27 protein-coding genes and 1 tRNA gene are annotated in these 23,225 nt (G+C 60.3%); 23 read left to right on the forward strand and 5 right to left on the reverse strand.

Going from position 1 to position 23,225, the window contains the following annotated elements; all coding sequences use genetic code 11:
* Positions 1-2: 2 nt before the first annotated feature.
* On the reverse strand, positions 3-437 hold the full coding sequence (locus AC1D0N_RS08955) for a DUF4864 domain-containing protein (RefSeq protein ID WP_477243059.1): 435 nt from the start codon (positions 435-437) through the stop codon (positions 3-5).
* A 209-nt stretch (positions 438-646) separates the two neighbouring features.
* Between AC1D0N_RS08955 and AC1D0N_RS08960 the strand changes: the two genes are divergently transcribed.
* The 18 genes from AC1D0N_RS08960 (at position 647) to AC1D0N_RS09045 (ending at position 18,619) form a co-directional block, all read left to right on the forward strand.
* Positions 647-1,258 carry a DsbA family protein gene (locus AC1D0N_RS08960; protein WP_477243060.1) on the forward strand — a complete coding sequence of 204 codons (612 nt, stop codon included), beginning with the start codon at positions 647-649 and terminating at the stop codon, positions 1,256-1,258.
* Positions 1,259-1,360: 102 nt separating this feature from the next.
* Complete coding sequence (locus tag AC1D0N_RS08965; protein ID WP_023674883.1) at positions 1,361-1,597, forward strand: Lrp/AsnC ligand binding domain-containing protein; 237 nt, start codon at positions 1,361-1,363, stop codon at positions 1,595-1,597.
* A 172-nt stretch (positions 1,598-1,769) separates the two neighbouring features.
* On the forward strand, positions 1,770-3,182 hold the full coding sequence (locus tag AC1D0N_RS08970; RefSeq protein ID WP_477243061.1) for a circularly permuted type 2 ATP-grasp protein: 1,413 nt from the start codon (positions 1,770-1,772) through the stop codon (positions 3,180-3,182).
* 64 nt (positions 3,183-3,246) lie between these two features.
* Positions 3,247-3,606, forward strand: a complete 360-nt coding sequence (locus AC1D0N_RS08975) for a four helix bundle protein (RefSeq protein WP_477243125.1) — start codon at positions 3,247-3,249, stop codon at positions 3,604-3,606.
* Between the two features lie 60 nt (positions 3,607-3,666).
* Positions 3,667-4,608, forward strand: coding sequence for an alpha-E domain-containing protein (locus AC1D0N_RS08980; protein WP_477243062.1), 942 nt, complete (start codon positions 3,667-3,669; stop codon positions 4,606-4,608).
* Between the two features lie 64 nt (positions 4,609-4,672).
* Positions 4,673-5,467, forward strand: a complete 795-nt coding sequence (locus AC1D0N_RS08985) for a transglutaminase family protein (RefSeq protein WP_477243063.1) — start codon at positions 4,673-4,675, stop codon at positions 5,465-5,467.
* 32 nt (positions 5,468-5,499) lie between these two features.
* A complete protein-coding gene (locus AC1D0N_RS08990) occupies positions 5,500-6,231 on the forward strand; it encodes a proteasome-type protease (protein WP_477243064.1) in 732 nt (243 codons plus the stop codon).
* A gap of 111 nt (positions 6,232-6,342) precedes the next feature.
* Positions 6,343-7,755 carry a pyridoxal phosphate-dependent decarboxylase family protein gene (locus tag AC1D0N_RS08995; protein ID WP_477243065.1) on the forward strand — a complete coding sequence of 471 codons (1,413 nt, stop codon included), beginning with the start codon at positions 6,343-6,345 and terminating at the stop codon, positions 7,753-7,755.
* Positions 7,756-7,884: 129 nt separating this feature from the next.
* Positions 7,885-8,652: a DeoR/GlpR family DNA-binding transcription regulator gene (locus AC1D0N_RS09000; protein ID WP_477243066.1), complete on the forward strand. Its 768-nt coding sequence runs from the start codon at positions 7,885-7,887 to the stop codon at positions 8,650-8,652.
* A 127-nt stretch (positions 8,653-8,779) separates the two neighbouring features.
* Positions 8,780-10,306, forward strand: coding sequence for a glycerol-3-phosphate dehydrogenase (gene glpD, locus AC1D0N_RS09005; protein WP_477243067.1), 1,527 nt, complete (start codon positions 8,780-8,782; stop codon positions 10,304-10,306).
* 36 nt (positions 10,307-10,342) lie between these two features.
* Positions 10,343-11,422: an ABC transporter ATP-binding protein gene (locus tag AC1D0N_RS09010; RefSeq protein WP_477243068.1), complete on the forward strand. Its 1,080-nt coding sequence runs from the start codon at positions 10,343-10,345 to the stop codon at positions 11,420-11,422.
* 9 nt (positions 11,423-11,431) lie between these two features.
* The gene (locus AC1D0N_RS09015) at positions 11,432-12,514 is read left to right on the forward strand and encodes an ABC transporter ATP-binding protein (protein ID WP_477243069.1); all 1,083 of its coding nucleotides are present in this window, start codon (positions 11,432-11,434) and stop codon (positions 12,512-12,514) included.
* On the forward strand, positions 12,515-13,381 hold the full coding sequence (locus tag AC1D0N_RS09020) for a carbohydrate ABC transporter permease (protein WP_477243070.1): 867 nt from the start codon (positions 12,515-12,517) through the stop codon (positions 13,379-13,381). It begins immediately after the preceding gene.
* Between the two features lies 1 nt (position 13,382).
* Complete coding sequence (locus AC1D0N_RS09025) at positions 13,383-14,306, forward strand: carbohydrate ABC transporter permease (RefSeq protein WP_477243071.1); 924 nt, start codon at positions 13,383-13,385, stop codon at positions 14,304-14,306.
* Between the two features lie 2 nt (positions 14,307-14,308).
* On the forward strand, positions 14,309-14,596 hold the full coding sequence (locus tag AC1D0N_RS09030) for a DUF2160 domain-containing protein (RefSeq protein WP_477243072.1): 288 nt from the start codon (positions 14,309-14,311) through the stop codon (positions 14,594-14,596).
* Between the two features lie 79 nt (positions 14,597-14,675).
* On the forward strand, positions 14,676-16,403 hold the full coding sequence (locus AC1D0N_RS09035) for an ABC transporter substrate-binding protein (RefSeq protein WP_477243073.1): 1,728 nt from the start codon (positions 14,676-14,678) through the stop codon (positions 16,401-16,403).
* Positions 16,404-16,605: 202 nt separating this feature from the next.
* Positions 16,606-18,099: a glycerol kinase GlpK gene (glpK, locus tag AC1D0N_RS09040; protein WP_477243074.1), complete on the forward strand. Its 1,494-nt coding sequence runs from the start codon at positions 16,606-16,608 to the stop codon at positions 18,097-18,099.
* Positions 18,100-18,142: 43 nt separating this feature from the next.
* On the forward strand, positions 18,143-18,619 hold the full coding sequence (locus AC1D0N_RS09045; protein WP_477243075.1) for a DUF6882 domain-containing protein: 477 nt from the start codon (positions 18,143-18,145) through the stop codon (positions 18,617-18,619).
* Between the two features lie 107 nt (positions 18,620-18,726).
* Here AC1D0N_RS09045 and AC1D0N_RS09050 read toward each other — a convergent pair whose 3' ends face one another.
* Positions 18,727-19,188, reverse strand: a complete 462-nt coding sequence (locus AC1D0N_RS09050; protein WP_477243126.1) for a BA14K family protein — start codon at positions 19,186-19,188, stop codon at positions 18,727-18,729.
* 299 nt (positions 19,189-19,487) lie between these two features.
* Between AC1D0N_RS09050 and AC1D0N_RS09055 the strand changes: the two genes are divergently transcribed.
* From AC1D0N_RS09055 to AC1D0N_RS09065, 3 genes are all read left to right on the forward strand, one after another.
* A tRNA-Lys gene (locus AC1D0N_RS09055) sits at positions 19,488-19,563 on the forward strand.
* 110 nt (positions 19,564-19,673) lie between these two features.
* The gene (locus AC1D0N_RS09060; RefSeq protein ID WP_477243076.1) at positions 19,674-19,946 is read left to right on the forward strand and encodes a hypothetical protein; all 273 of its coding nucleotides are present in this window, start codon (positions 19,674-19,676) and stop codon (positions 19,944-19,946) included.
* Between the two features lie 109 nt (positions 19,947-20,055).
* Complete coding sequence (locus AC1D0N_RS09065; protein ID WP_477243077.1) at positions 20,056-20,271, forward strand: hypothetical protein; 216 nt, start codon at positions 20,056-20,058, stop codon at positions 20,269-20,271.
* A gap of 124 nt (positions 20,272-20,395) precedes the next feature.
* On the opposite strand, the gene AC1D0N_RS09070 is transcribed toward AC1D0N_RS09065, so the two are convergent.
* Positions 20,396-21,112 (reverse strand): pentapeptide repeat-containing protein, encoded by a 717-nt coding sequence (locus AC1D0N_RS09070; RefSeq protein WP_477243078.1) that lies wholly within the window; start codon positions 21,110-21,112, stop codon positions 20,396-20,398.
* 226 nt (positions 21,113-21,338) lie between these two features.
* On the opposite strand from AC1D0N_RS09070, the gene AC1D0N_RS09075 reads away from it, so the two are divergent.
* Complete coding sequence (locus AC1D0N_RS09075) at positions 21,339-21,554, forward strand: hypothetical protein (RefSeq protein ID WP_477243079.1); 216 nt, start codon at positions 21,339-21,341, stop codon at positions 21,552-21,554.
* Between the two features lie 69 nt (positions 21,555-21,623).
* Complete coding sequence (locus AC1D0N_RS09080) at positions 21,624-21,929, forward strand: hypothetical protein (RefSeq protein ID WP_477243080.1); 306 nt, start codon at positions 21,624-21,626, stop codon at positions 21,927-21,929.
* A gap of 76 nt (positions 21,930-22,005) precedes the next feature.
* On the opposite strand, the gene AC1D0N_RS09085 is transcribed toward AC1D0N_RS09080, so the two are convergent.
* On the reverse strand, positions 22,006-22,239 hold the full coding sequence (locus tag AC1D0N_RS09085) for a hypothetical protein (protein ID WP_477243081.1): 234 nt from the start codon (positions 22,237-22,239) through the stop codon (positions 22,006-22,008).
* Positions 22,240-23,055: 816 nt separating this feature from the next.
* On the reverse strand, positions 23,056-23,225 hold a 170-nt coding region (locus AC1D0N_RS09090; protein ID WP_477243127.1), incomplete at its 5' end, for an ATP-binding protein.

Below are 23,225 nucleotides of genomic sequence, written 5' to 3' on the forward strand. Positions count from 1 at the left end.
TCTCAGGTGCTCAACGAATTCGACGCGCGCAGGCTGCAGCCGGTGATCTGAAAACTGCCGTCGGGCTGCTGCTCGAGCGTGTAGACGGCCTCATAGTCCTTGCCGTCCGGACCGACGATCAGCACCTGCTGGACAATTGAGGTCGGGCCGGTCTGCTGCACCTTGCCGAAGGAATAGTTTTGCGGCTTGCGCACCGGCGGATAGCCGTTGGTCACCATGCTCATGAACGTTTCTACGGTCGGAAAGATGCGCTTCACATTCGGTGCGGCAAAGCTGTAGGCCGCAGCCCCGTCGTTGGCGATGAAGGCCTTCAGCTGGCCGTCGATGACCGTCTGCGCCGCCTTGATTTCGGCATCGCCGGCAAATGCCCCGGACACCAAAAGGGACGACAGGAAAAGCAATGGAACGACTGCGAATGCAAATAGCGCGCGGCGCATGGCCAGCCTCCGTTGTCCCCTAGAGGAATCGCTGCAAGAAAATCGCTGTCCGAAGACACATCATACCATACGCTTGGCAGTGCTTCACGGTTTCAGCGAGCGCCAACATTCGCCACGCAGATGCCACACAATTGCGCTTAACCCCCCTTTAAGGCGAGGCGCGCATCGTCAGTCGGGTGGGGCCTGTTCGCGCAATCAAGGGACGAACAATGTTTGGACAGCCGATCGACCGGCGTCTTTTGCTGACGGGCGTCGCCAGCCTGGCCGTTGTGGCCCCCTTGCCGGCCTGGGCAAGCGCGGCGCCGACTGTCACCGAAGTGGCGTTCGATCCGATCATTCCAGCCCTTGGCAATCCCGATGGCGATGTCACCATCGCCGAATTCGTCGACTATCAGTGCCCGATCTGCAAACTCGCCTTTGTCGAACTGAAGAAATTGATGGAGCAGGACAGCGGCATCAGGCTGGTGATGAAGGATTGGCCGATCTTCGGCGACACCTCGCGTGACGCGGCGCGCATGGCGCTTTTGACCGGTGACCGCTATGCCGCGGCGGTGGAAGCTCTGATGACCAATGAGCGCGGCCTTTCCGAACGCCGCACCAATGACATCCTGGCTTCTGTCGGCGTCGATGTCGCTATGATCCGCGCCGGTCTCGCTGCCCGCGAACCCGACATCGACGCGGCTCTCTCGCGCACCGATGCCCAGGCGAGCGCCTTCAAGTTGCAAGGCACTCCGGCGCTGGTCATCGGCGGCAGGCTGTTCCGGCGCGGCATGCCGGTGGCTGAAATGAAACAGGCCGTCGCCAGGGCGCGGGCCGCCTGAGCTCTAGCCCTGATGCTTGAAAGCCGGGCCTGATGCTTGAAAGCCGGGCGGCAGTCTGCCACAAGGGCCGCTTGTACGTGGAAGCTTGAGCAGGGCCGGTCAATGAAGGCGTTTTTTGTGCAGATAAAGTGCGATCTGGGCAAAGCCTATGACGTTGCCAGCGCTTTGGCCGACGCCGAGATCGCGTCGGAAATCTACTCGACCGCCGGCAATTACGATCTGCTCGCCAAATTCTACGTCGACGACGAAGAGGACATCGGCCACTTCGTCAACGAGAAGGTGCAGATTCTACCCGGGATCAAGGACACGTTTACCGTCGTCACCTTCCGAGCGTTCTAACCCCCATCCAGCACGTGCCCGGGCACGAGGCAAAGCCTGACTAGAGGCATATTGCGGCTGCCTTAATTTTAGGCAGTTGTGACATACTGGTCGCCGGCATCTTCCAAATTACCGATTGCGCTTGATTTTCTCCGGCGACGCCAGTGAAATGGCGTCACAGGGGAGTATGCGATTGGCAGCGTTCGATGAAATGCTTCCGGAAGTTTCCGGATTGAGAAAACCGTATACGGCATATGACCGCTGGCTGAAGGAGCAGGATCCGGCCAGGCTTACCGAAAAAATGCAGGATGCCGAGCGCGTCTTCCGCAAGACCGGCATTACCTTTGCCGTCTATGGCGAACAGGAAGCCTCCGAGCGGCTGATTCCCTTCGACATCGTTCCCCGCATCATCTCAGGCAACGAATGGCGGCGGCTGACGCAAGGCATCGAGCAACGCGTGCAGGCGCTGAACGCCTTTCTCGACGACATCTACCATCGCCAGGAAATCCTGCGCGCCGGCCGCGTGCCGAAGGAACTGATCGCCAAGAACGAGGCGTTCCTGCCCGAGATGATCGGCGTGCGCCCGCCCGCCGGCGTCTACACCCACATCATCGGCGTCGACATCGTCCGCATCTCGGAGAACGAATTCTACGTGCTGGAGGACAATGCGCGCACACCGTCGGGCGTCTCCTACATGCTGGAGAACCGCGAGACGATGATGCAGCTTTTCCCCGAGCTGTTCCAGCAGATCAAGGTTCGCCCGGTGGAGAACTATCCGCAGCTGCTGCGCCAGTCGCTGGCGGCGGTCAGGCCACAAAGCACCAAGGGCACGCCGACGATTGCCGTGTTGACCCCGGGCAGCTTCAACTCCGCCTATTTCGAGCACGCCTTCCTTGCCGACCAGATGGGCGTGCAATTGGTCGAAGGGCAGGATCTGCGCGTCGTCGACGGCCATGTCGCGATGCGCACGACCGAAGGCTACAAGCAGATCGACGTGCTTTACCGCCGCGTCGACGATTCGTTCCTCGATCCGCTGACCTTCCGCCCCGACTCCGCTCTTGGTGTTCCCGGCATCATGGACGTCTACCGCGCCGGCAACATCACCATCGCCAACGCGCCGGGCACCGGCATTGCCGACGACAAGGCGATCTATTCCTACATGCCCGAGATCGTCGAATTCTACACCGGCCGCAAGGCGATCCTCGGCAACATCCCGACCTGGCGCTGTTCGGAACCGGACAGCCTGAAATACGTGCTCGAGCACATCGACGAGCTGGTGATCAAGGAAGTCCACGGCTCCGGCGGCTACGGCATGCTGGTCGGGCCGGCAGCGACCAAGAAGGAATGCGAGGATTTCTCCAAGAAACTCGCGGCAAAACCGTCCAACTACATCGCCCAGCCGACGCTGGCGCTGTCTACCTGTCCGATCCTGACCGACAAGGGCCTGGCGCCGCGCCACGTCGATCTCAGGCCCTATGTGCTGGTTTCCGACCGCATCCAGATCGTGCCCGGCGGGCTGACCCGTGTCGCCCTCAAGGAGGGTTCGCTCGTCGTCAATTCCTCGCAAGGCGGCGGGACGAAGGATACGTGGGTGCTCGATGATTAGAGCGAATAGCGAATAGGGAGTAGCGAATAGGGAAAAAGAAGGAAAAGGGGGCAGTCAGACGACGATCAATTCTTACAGGGACCTGATTGTTTGGAAGGCGGCGGTTGAGTTGGCCGTAGACTGCTATTCGGTGACGAAGGCCTTTCCGAGCAGCGAAGTCTACGGGATGACCTCTCAGATGCGGCGGTCGTCCGTATCGATAGCGGCGAACATCGCCGAAGGACACGGGAGAGAAAACACAGGGTCATTCATTCAATTTCTTCGCGTGGCGCAGGGGTCTCTGAAAGAGTTGGAAACACACCTGATCTTGTCTGGAAAAGTAGGATTGATGGTTGAGGTGGAGGTGGTGCGTTTGCTTGGCCAAGCCGATGAGATCGGGAAAATGCTGCGTTCGATGATCAGGAGTCTGCAACAAAAATCATGAGTCACTTTTTTCCCTATTCGCTACTCCCTATTCGCTACTCGCTCATCGAGGCAAATTGACATGCTTCTCGGCCGTACCGCCAACGGGCTTTACTGGATGAACCGCTACATCGAGCGGGCAGAAAACATGGCTCGGCTTGTCGATGCCGGTCTGCGCATGGCGCTGACCCGCACCCAAAGCGCCTCGGAAGAGTGGAACTCGGTGCTGCTCAGTGCCGGCTCGGACGTCGCCTTCACCCAGAAATACCAGGATTATACCGCCGCCAACGTCGCCGATTTCCTTTTGCGCGACACCTCGAACCCGTCGAGCACGATGGCGGCGATCGAGACGGCCCGCAACAATGCCCGCATGGTGCGCACAGCGCTGACCCGCGAGACCTGGGAAAGCATCAACGAGGCCTGGATGTCGCTGAAGCGGATGCTGGCCAAGCCGATCGACGAACGCGACCTGCCCACCGTACTCGACGCCATCAAGCGCGAGACGGCGCTGATCCGCGGCTCGTTCTACGGCACCATGCTTCGCAACGAGATCTTCGATTTCTCGCAGCTCGGCACCTATGTCGAGCGCGCCGACAACACGGCGCGCATCCTCGACGTCAAATACTACGTGCTGTTGCCGTCAATTTCCTGGGTCGGTTCGACGCTCGACAATTATCAGTGGGAATCGATCCTGCGTTCGGTGTCGGCGCACCGGTCCTACCGCTGGGTCTACGAGGCGGACTACAAGCCGACCAACATCGCCGACTATCTGATCCTCAATGTGCGCATGCCGCGCTCGCTGATGTTCTGCTATCGTTTTCTGGCCGAGCACCTAAAATTCCTCGGCGACGACTATGGCGAGCGCCATGCCTGCCACACGACGGCGGAGAAGACCCAGGCCATGCTGAGGGCAGGGTCGATCAAGGACATATTCGACACCGGGCTGCACGAATTCCTGGCCAGGTTCATTCAAGAAAACACCAGGCTCGGCGACGAGATCGCACAGGATTACCGGTTTAATTGAGCATGACCCCTAAAAGTGGGAACCGGTTTTCGGACAAGGTCATGCTCAAAACGGAAGATAAGCTATGCGGCTGAAGATCACCCACCGGACCGAATACCGCTACGATGCGCCGGTGCAATATCTGCTGCAGCGGCTGCGGCTGTTGCCGGTCAGCGGCTCGACGCAGACGGTTTTGTCCTGGGCATTGAAGACCGAAGGTGCGCGCGAAGAGGTGCGCTTCGTCGATCATTTCGGCAATGACACAAGGCTGTTGAGCGTCGAAGGCGAGCGCGACTTCATCACCGTCGAAGCATCGGGCGAGGTGGTGACGCGCGACACGGCAGGCGTCTCCGGGCCGCATCAGGGTTTTACGCCGCTCTGGCTGTATGGTCATGAAACACCGTTGACGGTGATCGGCAGCGGCATTCGCGAGCTTGCCGCATCGGTCGGCAAGGGCACCGATATCGAAAGACTGCACCGGCTGATGGCCATCATCTCCGAGCGCGTCGCCTACACGCCGGGCACCACCAATGCGGCGACGCCGGCCGAGGAGGCCCTGGCGCTGAAGACCGGCGTCTGCCAGGACCACAGCCATATCTTTGCCGCCGCCGCGCGCGCCATGGGTTTCCCGGCCCGCTATGTCAGCGGCTATCTGATGATGGATGCGACGGTCCAGCAGGCGGCCAGCCATGCCTGGAGCGAGGCGCATGTTTCCGGCCTCGGCTGGGTCGCCTTCGATGTCGCCAATGGCATCTCGCCTGACGAACGCTATGTAAAGGTGGCAACGGGCCGCGATTACCGAGATGCCACGCCCGTATCGGGAATTCGACTGGGACAGGCGGAAGAACAGCTTGCGGTCACGGTCACGGTAGAGCAGTAGTTTCCGGCAAGATTGCTGCCAAAAGAGATTCCATGACCTATTGTGTCGGCCTGAAGATCGATCGCGGGCTCGTGTTCATGTCGGACACGCGCACCAATGCCGGCATGGATTCGATCTCCACCTTCAAGAAGATGCATATCTGGGAGGAACCGGGCGAGCGCGTCATCGTGCTGATGTCGGCCGGCAACCTGGCGACGACGCAAGCCGTGGTTAGCCTGCTTGACGAGCGCACCAAGGCAGTGGCGGATCGCCATGCCACGCTGTTGGAAACGCCCTCAATGTACCAGACGGTGCGGTTGGTCGGCGATACCGTCAAGGAAGTCATCGCCAGTTCGTCGCCGGCGGGCGAGAAGGCGGATTCCTACTTCAATGCCTCGTTCATTCTTGGCGGCCAGATCAAGGGCAGCGCGCCGCGCCTGTTCATGATCTACCCCGAAGGCAATTTCATCGAATCGACCGACGACACGCCGTTCTTCCAGATCGGCGAGACCAAATACGGCAAGCCGATCATCATCCGCGCCTATGAAAAGACGATGAGCCTGGCCGAAACGGTTAAGCTGCTGCTGGTGTCGTTCGACTCGACGCTGAAGTCGAACCTGTCGGTCGGCCTGCCGCTCGATCTTTTGTTCTACGAGAAGGACGCCTTCAAGGTCAGCCTGAAGAAGCGGATCGGCCAGGACGATCAGTACTATCGGACCATCTCGGATGGCTGGTCGAGCGCGCTGAAAGCTGCCTTTGCCAGCCTGCCCGATTTTCCGGGATAGGCCGCTTCCCGGTTCGACAGCCGATGGCCCGAACATATTTCATGCTAAGCAAATGAATGATGGCGCTTGCGCCTTGGTCGGCTGTGTCCGGTCGGATTCCGGGAGGATGCCATGAACAATGATGATTTCCGGCAATGGTCGCGGCGCGCCGCCGATTGGGGCGCCGAGTACCGCAACACGCTGCGCGAACGGCCGGTGCGGCCATTCGTCAACCCGGGAGACATCTTCAGAAGCATAGAGGTTTCGCCGCCTGAGGCGGCCGAGCCGATGGAGCGGATCTTCGCCGATTTCGAGGAGAAAATTGTGCCAGGAATGACGCACTGGCAGCATCCGCGCTTCTTCGCCTATTTCCCGGCCAATGCCGCACCCGTCTCGGTGGTGGCCGAATATCTGGTCTCGGCGATGGCCGCGCAATGCATGCTGTGGCAGACCTCGCCTGCGGCGACAGAACTCGAGACACGCACTGTTGATTGGATGCGCCAGGCGCTCGGTCTGCCGGATGGATTCTCCGGCGTCATCCAGGATTCGGCGTCTTCGGCGACACTGGCCGCCGTGCTGACCATGCGCGAGCGCGCGCTCGACTGGCAGGGCAATAAAAGGGGCCTGAGCGGGCAGGCGAGGCTGCGCATCTATTCCTCCGACCAGGTTCACACCTCGATCGACCGGGCGATCTGGGTGTCCGGCATCGGCGAGGAGAACCTCGTCCGCATTCCGGTTGCCGGCCGCTTCCGCGCCATGGATACCGCAGCGCTCGAGGCGGCAATCGTCGCCGACCGGGAGGCCGGCATGCTGCCGGCCGGTATCATCGCCTGTGTCGGCGGCACCAGCACCGGCGGCACAGATGATATCGCTACCGTCGCCGACGTGGCGAAGCGGCATGGACTCTATCTGCATGTCGATGCCGCCTGGGCCGGGTCGGCGATGATCTGCCCGGAATACCGGCATTTCTGGACCGGCGTCGAAAACGCTGATTCGATCGTCTTCAACCCGCACAAATGGCTGGGGGCGCAGTTCGACTGCTCGATCCAGTTCCTGCGCGATCCCGAGAGCCACGTCAGGACGCTGGCCATCAAGCCGGACTATCTGAAAACCCACGGCCATGACGGCATCATCAATTATTCCGAATGGACGGTGCCGCTCGGCCGGCGCTTCCGCGCCCTGAAACTGTGGTTCCTGCTGCGCGCCCATGGGCTGGAAGGCCTGCGCCTGATGATCCGCAACCATGTCGCCTGGAGCGAAGGGCTTGCCGCGCGGCTGGCAAAGGAGGCGGATTTCGAGATCGTATCCGAGCCGATGCTGTCCCTCTTTTCGTTCCGCCACAGGGCCGCCACGGGCGTCGATCCCGACGAACACAACCTTCGCCTGGTCAACGCGATCAATGACGATGGCCGCATCTACCTGACCCAGACTAGGGTGGAGGGGCGGGTAGCGATCCGCTTTCAGGTCGGACAATTCGAGACGACCGCGGCGGATGTCGATGCGGCTTTCGAAGTCGTCACCGAAATTGCACGCGGCCTGGCCTGATTCAGCCCCTTTTTGAGTTGCACCGGGGTTTGCCTTTGCAATCATGTGATTTTCATTAGCCGGCTCATGCCTTTTCATCGCTTTCGTTTTACGCTATAGACAAGAAAAACGAAAACGGGAGGCTCCTCAATGTATCTGTCGCCGCGGCATGCCGAAATCATCCAGATGGCCAAGGACCATGGCCGCGTGCTGGTTGACGACCTGGCCACGCATTTCAACGTGACGCCGCAGACCATCCGCAAGGATCTCAACGATCTGTGCGACCAGCGGCTGCTTTCGCGCATCCATGGCGGGGCGCTGTTCCCGTCCGGCATCGAGAACATGGAGTATGAGGCAAGACGCAAGATCGCCGCCGAGGAGAAGGAGGCGATCGGCCGCGCGGCGGCTAGGCTGATCCCCGACAACGCCTCTCTGTTCATCAACATCGGCACCACGACGGAGTCAGTCAGCAAGGCGCTGCTTGATCACAGCGGCCTGATGGTCATCACCAATAACATCAATGTTGCCAATAGGATGCGCATATATCCTTCGATCGAAGTGGTGATCGCCGGCGGTGTCGTCCGTGGCTCCGACGGCGGTGTGGTCGGCGAGGCGGCGGTCGATTTCATCCGGCAGTTCAAGGTCGATTACGCAGTGATCGGAGCCTCGGCGATCGATCATGACGGTGCGCTGCTCGATTTCGATTTTCGCGAGGTCAAGGTGGCGCAAGCCATCATCGCCAATGCCAGGCATGTCATCCTGGTTTCCGACCAGACCAAGTTCGAACGCACGGCGCCGGTTCGCATCGGCCATTTGTCACAGGTCAACACCTTCATCACCGACCGTTGCGACATCCCGTCGGTGCGCAAAATCTGCGAGGAGGCGGAGGTTCAGCTGATCGAGACGTCGCTTGGCTAGAGGCCCCGAGAACTCCGATCACGGGCCTGTGACTTTTCGTTTGACATTCGTTCTCATTTCGAAATAATCCCGATACGGTTTCGTAAAAACCTAAAAATGCTGCAATGCGAAATCGCGGGAGGATTTTGTGGACGCATCCCCGATCCATGACATTTTCGTCATCGGTGGCGGTATCAACGGCTGCGGCATTGCCCGCGACGCCGTCGGGCGCGGCTTTTCGGTCTTCCTTGCCGAAATGAACGATCTGGCCAGCGGAACCTCCTCCGGCTCCACCAAATTGATCCATGGCGGCCTGCGCTATCTCGAATTCTACGAGTTCCGTCTGGTGCGCGAAGCGCTGATGGAGCGCGAGGTTCTGTGGCGGAACGCGCCGCACATCATCTGGCCGATGCGTTTCGTGCTGCCCTACGCCAAGGGCCTGCGTCCGGCCTGGCTGATCCGGCTCGGTCTTTTCCTCTACGATCACATTGGCGGTCGCAAATTGCTGCCTGCGACCAGGACGCTGGACATGGCCAAGGATCCGGCCGGCAAGCCGTTGAAGCCCTTGTTCACAAAGGCTTTCGAATATTCGGATGGCTGGGTCAACGACGCACGGCTGGTGGCGTTGAACGCCCGCGATGCCGCCGATCGTGGCGCAACAATCCGAACCCGAACGAAAGTCGTTGGCGCTCGCCGCGAGGGTGACCTGTGGGCGATCAAGCTTGAGAACGTCCAGACTGGCGAGGCCGAAGAGGTCAAGGCCCGGTTGCTGGTCAATGCCGCCGGTCCGTGGGTCGACCATGTCCTGTCCGCCACCGTCGGTTTGAACGACGTGCACAATGTCCGCCTCGTCCAGGGCAGTCACATCGTCATCGCCAAGAAGTTCGATGACCCGCGCGCCTATTTCTTCCAGAACAAGGATGGGCGCATCATCTTCGCCATTCCTTACGAGGAAGAGTTCACCCTGATCGGTACCACCGACCGGGACTATCCCGGCGACCCGCATGACGTGAAAATCAGCGACACCGAAATCGATTATCTGTGCGCTGCGGCGAGCGAATATTTCGCGCAAGCCGTCAAGCGTTCGGACATCGTCTGGACCTACTCAGCCGTGCGCCCGCTCTATGATGACGGCGCCTCGAAAGCGCAGGAAGCGACCCGCGACTATGTGCTGAAGGCCGATGGCGGCGAGGGCGCCGCTCCCATCGTCAACGCCTTTGGCGGCAAGATCACCACCTATCGCCGGCTGTCGGAATCGATGCTGGAAAAGATCGAAGGTTTTCTCGGCAGGCGCGGCAAGCCGTGGACGGCCAACGCGCCGCTGCCGGGCGGCGATTTTCCGGCCACCGGTTTCGACGCCGAAGTGGCCAAACTGAAGTCAGCCTATCCGTTCCTTGACGCGCGGCTCGCGCGCCGGCTGACCCGGCTCTACGGCACCCGCGCCAGGATGCTGCTGGGCCTCGCCAAGTCGAATGCCGATCTTGGCCGCAACTTTGGCGCTGATCTTTACGAAGCCGAGGTGCGCTACCTCGTTCAAAACGAATGGGCGGTCATCGCCGAAGATGTATTGTGGCGCCGCACCAAGCGCGGCCTGCATCTCAGCCGTGAGCAGGCTGCAGCACTTGACGAATTCATGCGTGGAATAAGCCGACGCCATGTCGCCGCTGCCGAATAGGGATGGCCGACTGATGAAAGCCTGGGAGGAGGCATCATGCTGGAACTGAGAAACGTGACGAAGACGGTCGGCGCGTCGGAGCATATCCGCGATGTCTCGCTGACGCTTCAGCACGGCTCGCTCAACGTTCTTCTCGGACCGACGCTCTCCGGCAAGACCAGCCTGATGCGGCTGATGGCCGGCCTCGACGTGCCGACCTCCGGCTCGATCTGGTTCGATGGCCAGGATGTCACTGGCGTGCCGGTGCAGAAGCGCAAGATCGCCATGGTCTACCAGCAGTTCATCAATTATCCGGCGATGACGGTCTACGAGAACATCGCCTCGCCGCTGCGCGTGGCCGGCACCGATCAGGCAAAGATCGACAAGGAAGTCCGCAATGCTGCAAACCTGCTCAAGCTGACGCCCTATCTCGACCGCACGCCGCTCAGCCTCTCCGGCGGCCAACAGCAGCGCACCGCGCTTGCCCGCGCCATCGTCAAGAACGCCAGCCTGGTGCTGCTCGACGAGCCGCTCGCCAATCTCGATTACAAGCTGCGCGAGGAATTGCGCGCCGAACTGCCGAAGATTTTTGCCGCCGCCGGCACCATCTTCGTCTACGCCACGACCGAGCCGCACGAAGCCTTGCTGCTCGGCGGCAACACGGCGACGCTTTCACAAGGCAAGATCACCCAGTTCGGCCCGACCATCGAAGTGTTCCGCAAGCCGGCCGATCTGGTGACCGCAAGGACGTTTTCCGATCCACCGCTCAACACCATCGTGCTGGCCAAGAAGGGCCGCGATTTCCTGCTCGAGGGTGGCGTCAACCTGCCGGTGCCCGCCGAACTCGCCGGCATTGCCGATGCCATCTACACGATCGGCTTTCAGCCGCATCATTTGTCGCTCGAGCGGCCCAATGCGGCTGCCGTGCCGGTGCGGGCAAAGGTCACGATCACCGAGATCACCGGGTCGGAAAGCTTCATCCATCTCGACTTTGCCGATGCGCGCTGGGTCATGCTGACCCATGGCATTAGGCATTTCGAGCCCGACGAGGTGGTCGAGGTGTTCATCGATCCGCGCCACATCATGGTTTTCGACGAGCACGGCCGCGCCGTGACCGCGTCGAAGCTGGCGGCTTAGGAGAAAACGATGGCGCGCATCGACGTCAACCACATCCGTCATTCCTACCTGCCGAACCCGCAGAAGGATGCCGATTTTGCGCTCAAGGAAGTGCATCACACTTTCGAGGACGGTGGCGCCTATGCGCTGCTCGGCCCCTCGGGCTGCGGCAAGACCACGCTTCTCAACATCATCTCGGGATTGCTGCATCCCTCGCACGGCCAGTTGCTGTTCAACGGCAAGGACGTGACCAACCTGTCGACGCAGGAACGCAACATCGCGCAGGTGTTCCAGTTTCCGGTCATCTACGACACCATGACCGTCTACGACAATCTGGCCTTCCCGCTGCGCAACCGCGGCGTGCCGGAAGCCGACGTCGACCGCAAGGTGCGCGAGACGCTGGAGATGATCGATCTCGCCTCATGGGCGAAGAAGAAGGCGCGCGGTCTGACCGCCGACCAGAAGCAGAAGATTTCGCTCGGCCGCGGGCTGGTGCGCGCGGACGTCAACGCAATCCTGTTCGATGAGCCACTGACCGTCATCGATCCGCATATGAAGTGGGTGCTGCGCTCGCAGCTGAAGCAGCTGCACCGCCGCTTCGGTTACACCATGGTCTATGTCACGCACGACCAGACCGAGGCGCTGACCTTCGCCGACCGGGTCGTCGTCATGTATGACGGCGAGATCGTGCAGATCGGTACGCCAGCCGAACTGTTCGAGCGCCCGCGCCACACCTTCGTCGGCTATTTCATCGGCTCGCCGGGCATGAACGTCATGCCGGTGGCCATCGACGGCAAGACGGCGAAACTCGGCTCGCAGCGCATCGACCTGCCGGGCGCGCCCAAGACTTCTACTGGCAGCACCGGCAGCGGCGCCATCGAGCTCGGCATCCGCCCCGAATATGTGCGGCTGGGTAGCCAGGGCATGGCTGTCTCGATCAGCAAGGTCGAGGATCTCGGCCGCCACAAGGTGGTCCGCGCCAATCTGGAAGGCCGCGAGATCGCGGCGGTGATCGGCGAGGACGAGACGGTGCCTGCCGATCCAAAAGTGCGCTTCGACCCGGCCGGCATCAACATCTATGCCGATTCCTGGCGCGTCGAGATGGGGGCATAGATGGACAAGACCTGGAACAACAAGGCCTGGTTCCTTGTGCTGCCGGTGCTGGTGCTGGTGGCGTTCTCGGCGGTCATCCCGCTGATGACGGTCGTCAACTATTCGGTGCAGGACACGTTCGGCAACAACGTCTTCTTCTGGGCCGGCACGGAGTGGTTCGAGGAACTGCTCTCTTCCAGCCGCTTCTGGGAAGCGATGGTCCGCAACCTGATCTTCTCCTTCATCATCCTGGCCATCGAAGTGCCGCTCGGCATCTTCATCGCGCTCAATATGCCCAAGAAGGGCTGGGGTGTGCCGGTCTGCCTGGTGCTGATGGCGCTGCCGCTGCTGATCCCGTGGAATGTCGTCGGCACCATCTGGCAGGTTTTCGGGCGCAACGACATCGGCCTGCTCGGCTACTACGTCAATGCGCTCGGCATCGACTACAACTACGTGCAGGATCCGTTCGACGCCTGGGTCACCGTCATCGTCATGGATGTCTGGCACTGGACCAGCCTCGTCGTGCTGCTCTGCTATGCCGGCCTGGTTTCCATTCCGGATGCCTTCTACCAGGCCGCCAAGATCGACGGCGCCTCGCGCTGGGCGGTGTTCCGCTACATCCAGCTGCCGAAGATGAACCGCGTGCTTTTGATCGCCGTGCTGCTGCGCTTCATGGACAGCTTCATGATCTACACCGAGCCCTTCGTCGTCACCGGCGGCGGTCCCGGCAACTCGACGACGTTCCTGTCGATCGACCTCGTCAAGACTGCGCTCGGCCAGTTCGATCTCGGTCCGGCCGCGGCCATGTCGCTGGTCTACTTCCTCATCGTCCTTCTGCTGTCATGGGTGTTTTACACAGTGATGACCAACTACGACGCGGAGCGCTGAGATGAGCGGCGCCAATGAAAGAACCACTAGGCAGGACAGAGTGAGCGAAACGACGGCTTCGGAAGCACTGGCCAGCGCCATGTCGCAGGACCAGATCGCGCGGCTGATGCGCCGGCGCGGCGAGGAATCGCGCTGGTGGTGGATCGTGCCGACGGTCTACATCATCGTGCTCTTGCTGCCGATCTACTGGCTCATCAACATGAGCTTCAAGACCAATGGCGAGATCGTTTCCTCGCTGACGCTCTATCCGCACGCACCGACGATCGCCAACTACGTCACAATCTTCACCGATGCGTCCTGGTATTCGGGCTACATCAACTCGATCACCTATGTGGTGATGAACATGGTGATTTCGGTGGCCGCAGCACTGCCGGCGGCCTACGCGTTCTCACGCTATCGCTTCCTCGGCGACAAGCATTTGTTCTTCTGGCTCTTGACCAACCGCATGGCGCCGCCGGCGGTGTTTGCGCTGCCGTTCTTCCAGCTCTACTCGGCCTTCGGCCTGATCGACACGCACATTGCGGTGGCACTGGCGCATTGCCTGTTCAACGTGCCGCTGGCGGTGTGGATCCTCGAAGGCTTCATGTCGGGCGTGCCGAAGGAAATCGACGAGACCGCCTATATCGACGGCTATTCGTTCCCGCGCTTCTTCGTCAGGATCTTCATGCCGCTGATCGCCAGCGGCATCGGCGTCGCCTGTTTCTTCTGCTTCATGTTCTCATGGGTCGAACTTTTGATCGCCCGCACGCTGACCACCACCGACGCCAAGCCGATCGCCGCCACCATGACCCGCACGGTTTCGGCCGCCGGCATGGATTGGGGCCTGCTCGCCGCCGCCGGTGTGCTGACGCTGATCCCCGGCGCGCTCGTCATCTGGTTTGTCCGCAACTATATCGCCAAGGGCTTTGCCCTGGGGAGGGTGTGACCATGAACTTCGACCTCTCCTGGATGGCATGGACGTGGCCGACGGCGGCCTTTTTCGGCACCATCTTTCTGCTGCTGTGCGGCATGGCGGTCTGGGAATATGCCTCGCCGGGCGGCAATCCACGCGTTGGCGTGCTGCGCTTTGAAACGACGCGCGGCGACCGCCTTTTCCTTTCGCTGCTTGGCAGCGCCTTTATCCATCTCGCTTGGTTGGGTCTTGTCGGATCCAACCTGTGGTGGGCTCTCGCTCTCTCCGTGGTCTACGCCATTGGCGTGTTCCGCTACGTATAGAGGGGGAAACTGTTGGAGCGACCGCGTGCCGGCGGCCGCTCCAGATCGCACTTGAAACCTGTAAAGTGGAGGAAACGAAATGCGACGGCAATTTTTAACATCAACGACTGCCCTTGTCCTGTTGCTCGGAATTGGCAATGCCTACGCCGGAATGGACGAGGCCAAAGCGTTCCTGGACAAGGAGATCGGCCCGCTGTCGACGCTCGACCGCGCCGGCCAGGAAGCCGAAATGCAATGGTTCATCGATGCTGCGAAACCCTTCGCCGGCATGGACATCAAGGTCGTGTCCGAAACCATCGCCACCCACCAGTATGAATCGCAGGTGCTGGCGCCGGCCTTTACCGCCATCACCGGCATCAAGGTCACGCATGACGTCATCCAGGAAGGCGACGTCGTCGAGAAGATCCAGACCCAGATGCAGACCGGACAGAACCTCTATGACGGCTGGGTCAACGATTCCGACCTGATCGGCACCCACTGGCGCTACCAGCAGGTGCGCAACTTGACCGACTGGATGGCGGGCGAGGGCAAGGACGTCACCAACCCGAACCTCGACCTGAAGGACTTCATCGGCACCTCGTTCACCACGGCGCCCGACAAGAAGCTCTATCAGCTTCCCGACCAGCAGTTCGCCAACCTCTACTGGTTCCGGTACGACTGGTTCAACGACGAGAAGAACAAGGCCGACTTCAAGGCCAAGTACGGCTACGATCTCGGCGTGCCGGTCAATTGGTCGGCCTATGAGGACATCGCCGAATTCTTCACCGGCCGCGAGATAGACGGCAAGAAGGTCTATGGTCACATGGACTACGGCAAGAAGGATCCGTCGCTCGGCTGGCGGTTCACCGACGCCTGGCTGTCCATGGCCGGCAATGGCGACAAGGGCCTGCCGAACGGTCTGCCTGTCGACGAATGGGGCATCAAGGTCGACGAGAATTCGCGACCGGTCGGTTCCTGCACCGCGCGTGGCGGCGACACCAATGGCCCGGCCGCCGTCTACTCGATCCAGAAATATCTCGACTGGCTGAAGGCCTACGCACCGGCCGAAGCCCAGGGCATGACCTTCTCTGAATCGGGACCGGTTCCGGCTCAGGGCGCGGTTGCCCAGCAGATCTTCTGGTACACCGCCTTCACCGCTTCGATGGTCGATGCCGGCGCCAAGGCAGTGCTGAACGACGACGGCACGCCGAAATGGCGCATGGCCCCGTCACCGCATGGCGTCTACTGGAAGGACGGCATGAAGCTCGGCTATCAGGACGTGGGTTCCTGGACACTGATGAAGTCGACGCCGACCGACCGCGCCAAGGCCGCATGGCTCTATGCGCAGTTCGTGACCTCGAAGACCGTCGACGTGAAGAAGAGCCATGTCGGCTTGACCTTCATCCGGCAGAGCACGATCGACGACAAGAGCTTCACCGAGCGTGCACCGAAGCTCGGCGGCCTGATCGAGTTCTACCGTTCGCCGGCCCGTATCCAGTGGTCGCCGACCGGCACCAACGTGCCTGATTATCCGAAGCTGGCACAGCTTTGGTGGCAGGCGATCGGCGATGCGTCGTCGGGCGCCAAGACGGCGCAGGAGGCGATGGACTCGCTCTGCGGCGAACAGGAAAAGGTCATGAGCCGTATCGAGAAGTCGGGCGTCCAGGGCGATATCGGCCCGAAGATGGCCGAAGAGCATGATCTTGCTTTCTGGAACGCCGACGCGGTCGCCAAGGGCAATCTCGCTCCTCAGCTCAAGATCGAGAACGAGAAGGAAAAGCCGATCACCATCAACTACGACGAACTGGTGAAGAGCTGGCAGAAGTAAGACCATTTGATGCGGGCGTTCGCGCCCGCATCGCAACAATCGGGGGGAGGCGGCATCTTGCCGTCTCCCCTGTTTGTGTAAAAGACTAATGCATGTCGCGCAAAAGTGCGCAGCGGTTTTGGACAACGACATGCACAAAAACAAAGACTTAAAGTGCCTCGCGTTGCCGTTTCAACGCGACGCGCTTTAAGTGGGAGGCAGAATGACCGGATACATCCTAGCCATCGACCAGGGCACGACATCGAGCCGGGCGATCCTGTTCGACGACACGATGAAGGTCGTGGGCAGCGGGCAGAAGGAATTCACCCAGCACTATCCGGCCTCCGGCTGGGTCGAGCATGACCCGGAAGAGATCTGGTCGAGCGTCGTGACGACGGTGAAGACCGCGCTGAAGAATGCCGGCTGCGACGCCTCGGATGTCGCCGCGATCGGCATCACCAATCAGCGCGAAACCGTCGTCATCTGGGACAAGGCGACCGGCAAGCCAATCCACAACGCCATCGTCTGGCAGGACCGGCGCACGGCGCCGCTGTGCCAGAAGCTGAAGAAGCAAGGGCTGGAAAAGACATTCACCAAAAAGACCGGCCTGCTGCTCGACCCCTATTTCTCCGGCACCAAGATCGCCTGGGTGCTCGACAAGGTGAAAGGTGCCAGGAAACGCGCCGAGAAGGGCGAGCTTTTGGCCGGCACCATCGACAGTTTTCTGATCTGGCGGCTGACCGGCGGCAAGGTGCACGCCACAGACGCCACCAACGCCTCGCGCACGCTTGTCTACAACATCGAAAAGAATGTCTGGGACGACGAACTGCTGGCCATCCTCAACATCCCGGCAAAGATGCTGCCTGAGGTGAAGGATTGCGCCGACGACTATGGCGTGACGGAGAAAAGCCTTTTCGGCGCCGAGATCCGGATTCTTGGCGTCGCCGGCGACCAGCATGCCGCGACCATCGGCCAGGCCTGCTTTGAGCCGGGCATGATGAAATCGACCTATGGTACCGGCTGCTTCGCCCTGCTCAACACCGGCAGCGATCTGGTGCGTTCGAAGAACCGGCTGCTGACCACCATCGCCTACCGGCTGAACGGCAAGACCACCTATGCGCTGGAAGGCTCGATCTTCATCGCCGGCGCTGCCGTGCAGTGGCTGCGCGACGGCATCAAGGTGATCGGCAAGGCCGAGCAGAGCGGCGTGCTGGCGGCGACCGCCGACCCGACTCAAGCAGTCTATCTGGTGCCGGCCTTCGTCGGGCTCGGTGCACCGCACTGGGACGCCGAGGCGCGGGGCGCCATCTTCGGCCTGACCCGCAATTCAGGCCCGGCGGAGTTCGCCCGCGCCGCACTCGAATCCGTCGCCTATCAGACCCGCGATCTGCTCGATGCCATGCGCAAGGACTGGAAGGGCGCGTCGGCGAAAACTGTGCTCAGGGTCGATGGCGGCATGGTGGCCTCGGACTGGACGATGCAGCGGCTGGCCGACATCCTCGATGCGCCGGTCGACCGTCCGACCATTTTGGAGACGACCGCGCTCGGTGCCGCGTGGCTCGCTGGCTCGAAGGCGGGTGTCTGGCCAAAAGCAAAGGACTTCGCCAGGAGCTGGGCGCTCGAGCGGCGGTTCAAGCCGGAGATGGATGCTGCTGTCCGGTCCACCAAGCTCGCAGGCTGGCGCGATGCGGTGCGCAGAACGCTGAGCACGCAATAGATAGCTATCAAATACCCATCAGGTGATTGCTAGGGTGAGGGGAATGAAGCCAGATTGGTATCCTGATTGGCTGGACGAGGCTGTCGAACAGCTGGCTACCAAGAATGCGCGCCTTGAGAAGGATTTCCGCCTCGGCAGTTGGCCCCGCTATGACTACGACCTGACGGCTGGAAAACTCCTGTTCTCAGAGGAAGGCGAAGTCAAGGTCGTCGCCGAGATCCAGATTGCAGGCTCAACCAGCGCCAAGGCCAGCAACTGGCTATGGGCCTGGGCAAACTCAAACTTGCCTGGCGAGTTCCTTAGCGACGCAAAGCTGGTTCGATCCTACGGCGAGGAGAACGGCATTGACGAACTGGCTCAGGCTTATGTGACGGATATGGACAATGACCTGGAAGCGCTCGGCTGGGAATTGACCGGGGCAATGGTTCGAATCTGCAACGCCCTTGGAGCCTACCGTTCCCCGCGAGGGGAAGGCGGAGCGCTGTATCTGATTTTCAAGAGCATCAGCTGGGCAAGCTAACCGAGATATTGTTTCCAACCAGTCGAGACATGCGCCGCGCGGCCTCAATGAAGCCCGCGCCGTCGCCGGCGCGGGCTTCATCAACGTCTGCTCAACTCCGCCCAGACTCAATAAGGCGAATTGCACTCCTGCCGAGGACCGTAGTTCGGCTGGAAGGTGTTGTCCGATGCGCGGTAGGAGCGGTAGTGGTCATAGCACCACTCCACATGCGCATCGCCTCGATGGACGCGGTTCTGGTTGTTGTTGATGATCGCGCCGGTGATCAGCGCACCTGCGATGAAGGCACCAGCCGGGAACCAGAAATCGCCGTGGCGACGATAGCCGCGATGATATTCACGCGAGCCGCGATGGCCGTTCCAGTAAACGTCACTGTTGTTGCGAGAGAAATTTCGATTGCCGTTGAAGTTGCGATGCTTCATCCACGGCTTGTAATCGACCGCCTGCACATCGGACGACGCCGAAGGCGCCTGCGGCGTGAACATCTGGGCGGCGCCGGCAGGCATGACAGCCGTCGCCGCGAACGAAACTGACAATGTGGCCGCCAGCAAGCCCGACAGGGTCTTGTTCATGATCTTCTCCTTGAAAGGGTAGTTGACGTCCCTTGTGAGGAGGAAACGGCCCGGCGATGCTATGGTTCCGCGCAAACGGTAAGTTACTGATTTGTAATGTTTCTCCAATCCGATCTCGGACGGAAGCCATACTTCGACTGCTGGTGGACTGGGCGTTTAGCCCCTGCGCCGAAGCGGGTCGCTAGATCTCAGGCGACGGCAATAAAGCCCGGCTTGCGAGCCATCTTTTTCCGGTTGACCGGTCGCGGCACTCTCCCTATGTTCCGCGCAATTTCGAGGGCAGCTTTTCGAGCCCGCGGGAGCGCGTAGCTCAGCCGGTAGAGCAACTGACTTTTAATCAGTAGGTCATGGGTTCGAATCCCATCGCGCTCACCAGAAATCCCCCAAGAAAAACAATACGATAAAGTTTCGCTACCAAAACGAGTAGGCTGCGGGATTTCTGCAGGGCTAACAGACGGCTAACAAAAACAGGCGAGGGCGGACAAATGATCGATTGGGCGCAGATTCGAAAAGACCGCCACGCAAAAGACCGGTCACCTGCAGAATGGCCGGCAGGAGTACAGGCCATCAGCAGCAGCGGCCTTACCTTGCTGGGGATACATGAAAAGAGCGGAGAACTGTACTGGGACGGGCAGCAGGTCGTCACGGCGCGGCGGCTCGCCAACTTTGAACGCTGGATGGCTGCGCTGGTGACTGCGGCGACGGTGGCCATGGCCTTGATCGAAGTTGGACGCGCCGCAGGCTGGATCACGCATTAAAAAAGCCCGCCACCAACGCGTCTTTGAGTTTTGTCACAGACGCATCGACGCATCGGACCTAAGCTTGCAGCGGGGTGTAGTTTCCTGCAGCGGTGAAAGGAGTACTCCGATGCTTGTGAACCTTCCTATGCTTGTGAACCTTTCTCTTGTCGCAGTTGTTCCCCTTGCCGATTGGTTCCGTCATCGAGCCGAGCAGAAGGCGCTGTTGAAGGCAACGGACGAGTTGAGCGTGTCACCAGACGACATGCTCAGCGACATCGGGATTTCCCGTGACGACATCACGACGTTTGGGTTCCGCAGCTCGGCGTCGAGACGAAGGGGCTGAGCATGAAAAAGCCCGCCACCGTAAGGCAGCGGGCTTGGAACTTCCGATGATGAAGCGCCTAGGTTGCGGCTCGCTGTCTTCGTCTTCCTCGGCGTCCTTGCCATCATAGGCGGCTTGCCGACAACTATTCCTGCTGGAATTGACAGGGCCAATCTTCAGGCCTCGTCAAGCCAGAAGGCAACTCGGTCCGGGCGTCTCCGCAAGCCATGTTGAGCTGCCACTGGGACAGACCCGCCGAATTGGAAAGATCGAGGCCCTCGATACGGGTCAGAAAGAAAAAAGCGCGGTCAAAGTCTATCGGCGCGGTGAACGTCGCTCCTCGGAAGTCCGCCCGCGCGAGATTGGCAAACGAAAAGCGGCTGCCGCTGATATCGGCGTCATGGAACTGCGCTCGTCCCAATTCCGCCTTTGTGAAATCAACATTGGTCAGATTGGCGTCCTGGAAATTCGAGCGCTGCACTTCCGCGCTCGCAAACACAGCGCCCTGCGCGTCCATACGGCTGAAGTCGGTCCTGTAGGCCTCGATTTTGTCGAACCGGGCACCTTTGGCGGTCGAGTCGGCCAGGGAAGCACGCACAAGCGTTGCCTTCTCAAAATTTGCCGCAAGGAGATTGCTGTTCCTGAGGTCGGTCGAAGTGAAATCAACACCGAACAGGTTCGCTCCGCTCAGGTCCTGTCCTTTTAGGATGAGAAGCTTTTTGTCACAGTCCTGCCAATTGACGCCAGGCGTCGCGGCTGCGTCGCAATTTTGAGCGGCAGTGGCGTTCTGCCAAGCAAATACAGTGCAAACCGCTAGAACCAAGCCGGATGCGCCGTAAGCTCTGGTTCGCCTCAAAGTCATTGTTGCTGGGCCTCTGCTACTCGCCGACAATCAACCTTACCACATCTGCTGACACTCGAAAGCGACGGCGTTTTGCCGCTAATCCCGCTAGTCCCCACCGCCAAATGAAAAGCCCGCCACCGTGAGGCAGCGGGCCGTGTGTGAGTTCTGTCACAGACGCATCGACGCATCGGACCTAAGCTTGCAGCGGGGTGTAGTTTCCTGCAGCGGTGAAAGGAGTACTCCGATGCTTGTGAACCTTCCTATGCTTGTGAACCTCCCTCTTGTCGCAATTGTTCCCCTTGCCGATTGGCTCCGTCATCGAGCCGAGCAGAAGGCGCTGTTGAAGGCAACGGACGAGTTGAGCGTGTCACCAGACGACATGCTCAGCGACATTGGGATTTCCCGTGACGACATCACGACGTTTGCGTTCCGCAACTCGGCGTCGAGACGTAGGGGCTGAGCAATGAAAAAGCCCGCCACCGAAGCAGCGGGCTATCAAGCAAGCGGCAAGTTTGCCGGTTGATCAGTAGTGGTCCGGCTGCTCTGCCATCTCCCCGGCATCCAGCTCGCCGTCCTCAAACCATACCGTGTCATCGACTCTCCCAGCGAGACGCTGGTCGACATGGTTCGTCCAGCCGAGCGATGGCTCGCCTTCCTCCCGATCGTGCGGCTCGTCAAGCACGTCGCCACCATTTATCAGGTCTCACACTCGATGGAATTCTTCATGGAATATGCAAAGTACGAGCCGAGCGCGATTCATCATTTGGTCAAAGACGTCGCGAGACATGTGTCGGATGGGCTAGGCCCGAGGGAGTCACGGAAAATCAAATACTGAGCGGCCACAAAGGCGCCTGCCTGTCACGGGCACGGCGTCCAGCCTTTCCGCTTCTCGTAATCTCCGAGTCGGTCAGTCAACCAAGCCGAGCGCCCGGAGGCGGCTTGCTGACCGCAGCTTCGTCAAGTTCCGCTTCCAGCTGACCGCTGACAGACTTGGGCGTGTCGGCAATCGGTTCCCCGTCGAAGCCCTTCAGCCACGCGTCCGCATATTCGTCCCAGTACTGGGGCACGTCTCGCGCCTTGCCGTCCTTGCGAGCTTGGACGCCGTACATCCACGCATATGCAAAACGGACATGGTCCTTAGCCACGCGTTGGCTCAGCCAAGGATCATTTGAGCTAGTACAATCGTGAGAATCATTGATGCCGGAACGGCTATGAGACAACACATCTCAACGATCCTAGTGTTTTGTCGCTTGTCCATCTTCGCCGCCTCGCATTGTTCGTTCTCATTTTGACGTCAACGAGCAGCCGTTGGAAGCGGTTCCAGGCGCGGCGGTCAGAGATGCTGTCGGTGCTGCATATTAGCAACACCTTGTCGAACCATGACGGCGAGCAAAAAGCCCGCCGGCCGAAGCCAGCGGGAGTTGGACAGGCCAGAGTTAGGGTCTTCTGGCAGATTGAAAACGATCCCACCCGGCTTTTGTTTCGGCGCTTGCTAAAGAGTCTCAAGCGCCTCGCCAGCGCGCGTTCCTGCCACCGCTATCCACCCGTGGGTTTCATGCAGGCGTCATAATGTAATGCAAGGTTGTTGGCGCCGAAGGAGTTCTACGTCCTACCTTCGGGGTTCCCAAGACCTCCCAATTGCCCGGCCCGACCGGGCTTCTTTTTAGGCGCCCTTATCCGCTTGGTGAGGCGCGGTTTGTAGGCCTCATTGAAAAGGAGCTGGTGTTGTCGAAATCCGGCACTCATAGCGTGCTCGCTTGGCCGCATGTAATACCTGACCATGTATGGGTCGAAATGGCTAAACACCCTGACGAATTTCAATGGTCTCCAGCTAACGGGAATCCGCTCTCCCGCTGGTGAAATCAACTAGGGATTATGCGCTCCCCGCGGGTCACTTCAAATTCCTCCATGTAGGGTCAGTCAAAATCCCCCACCCGCAAGACAGGACAGAAGTGGACTTGTTAGTTTGACTTTGTTTCCCGAGCAAGGGCTTCAGCGGCCTCTTTGAGGCGATAGCTGCGTCCATCGAACTCAAGCAGATGGCAATGATGCATCAGCCGATCGAGTATCGTCGTGCTCATGGTGTTGTCTCGCAGATATGTCCCCCAGTCCTGCACGACCCGATTGGAGG

Source organism: Mesorhizobium sp. P2_E10, from assembly GCF_056404235.1.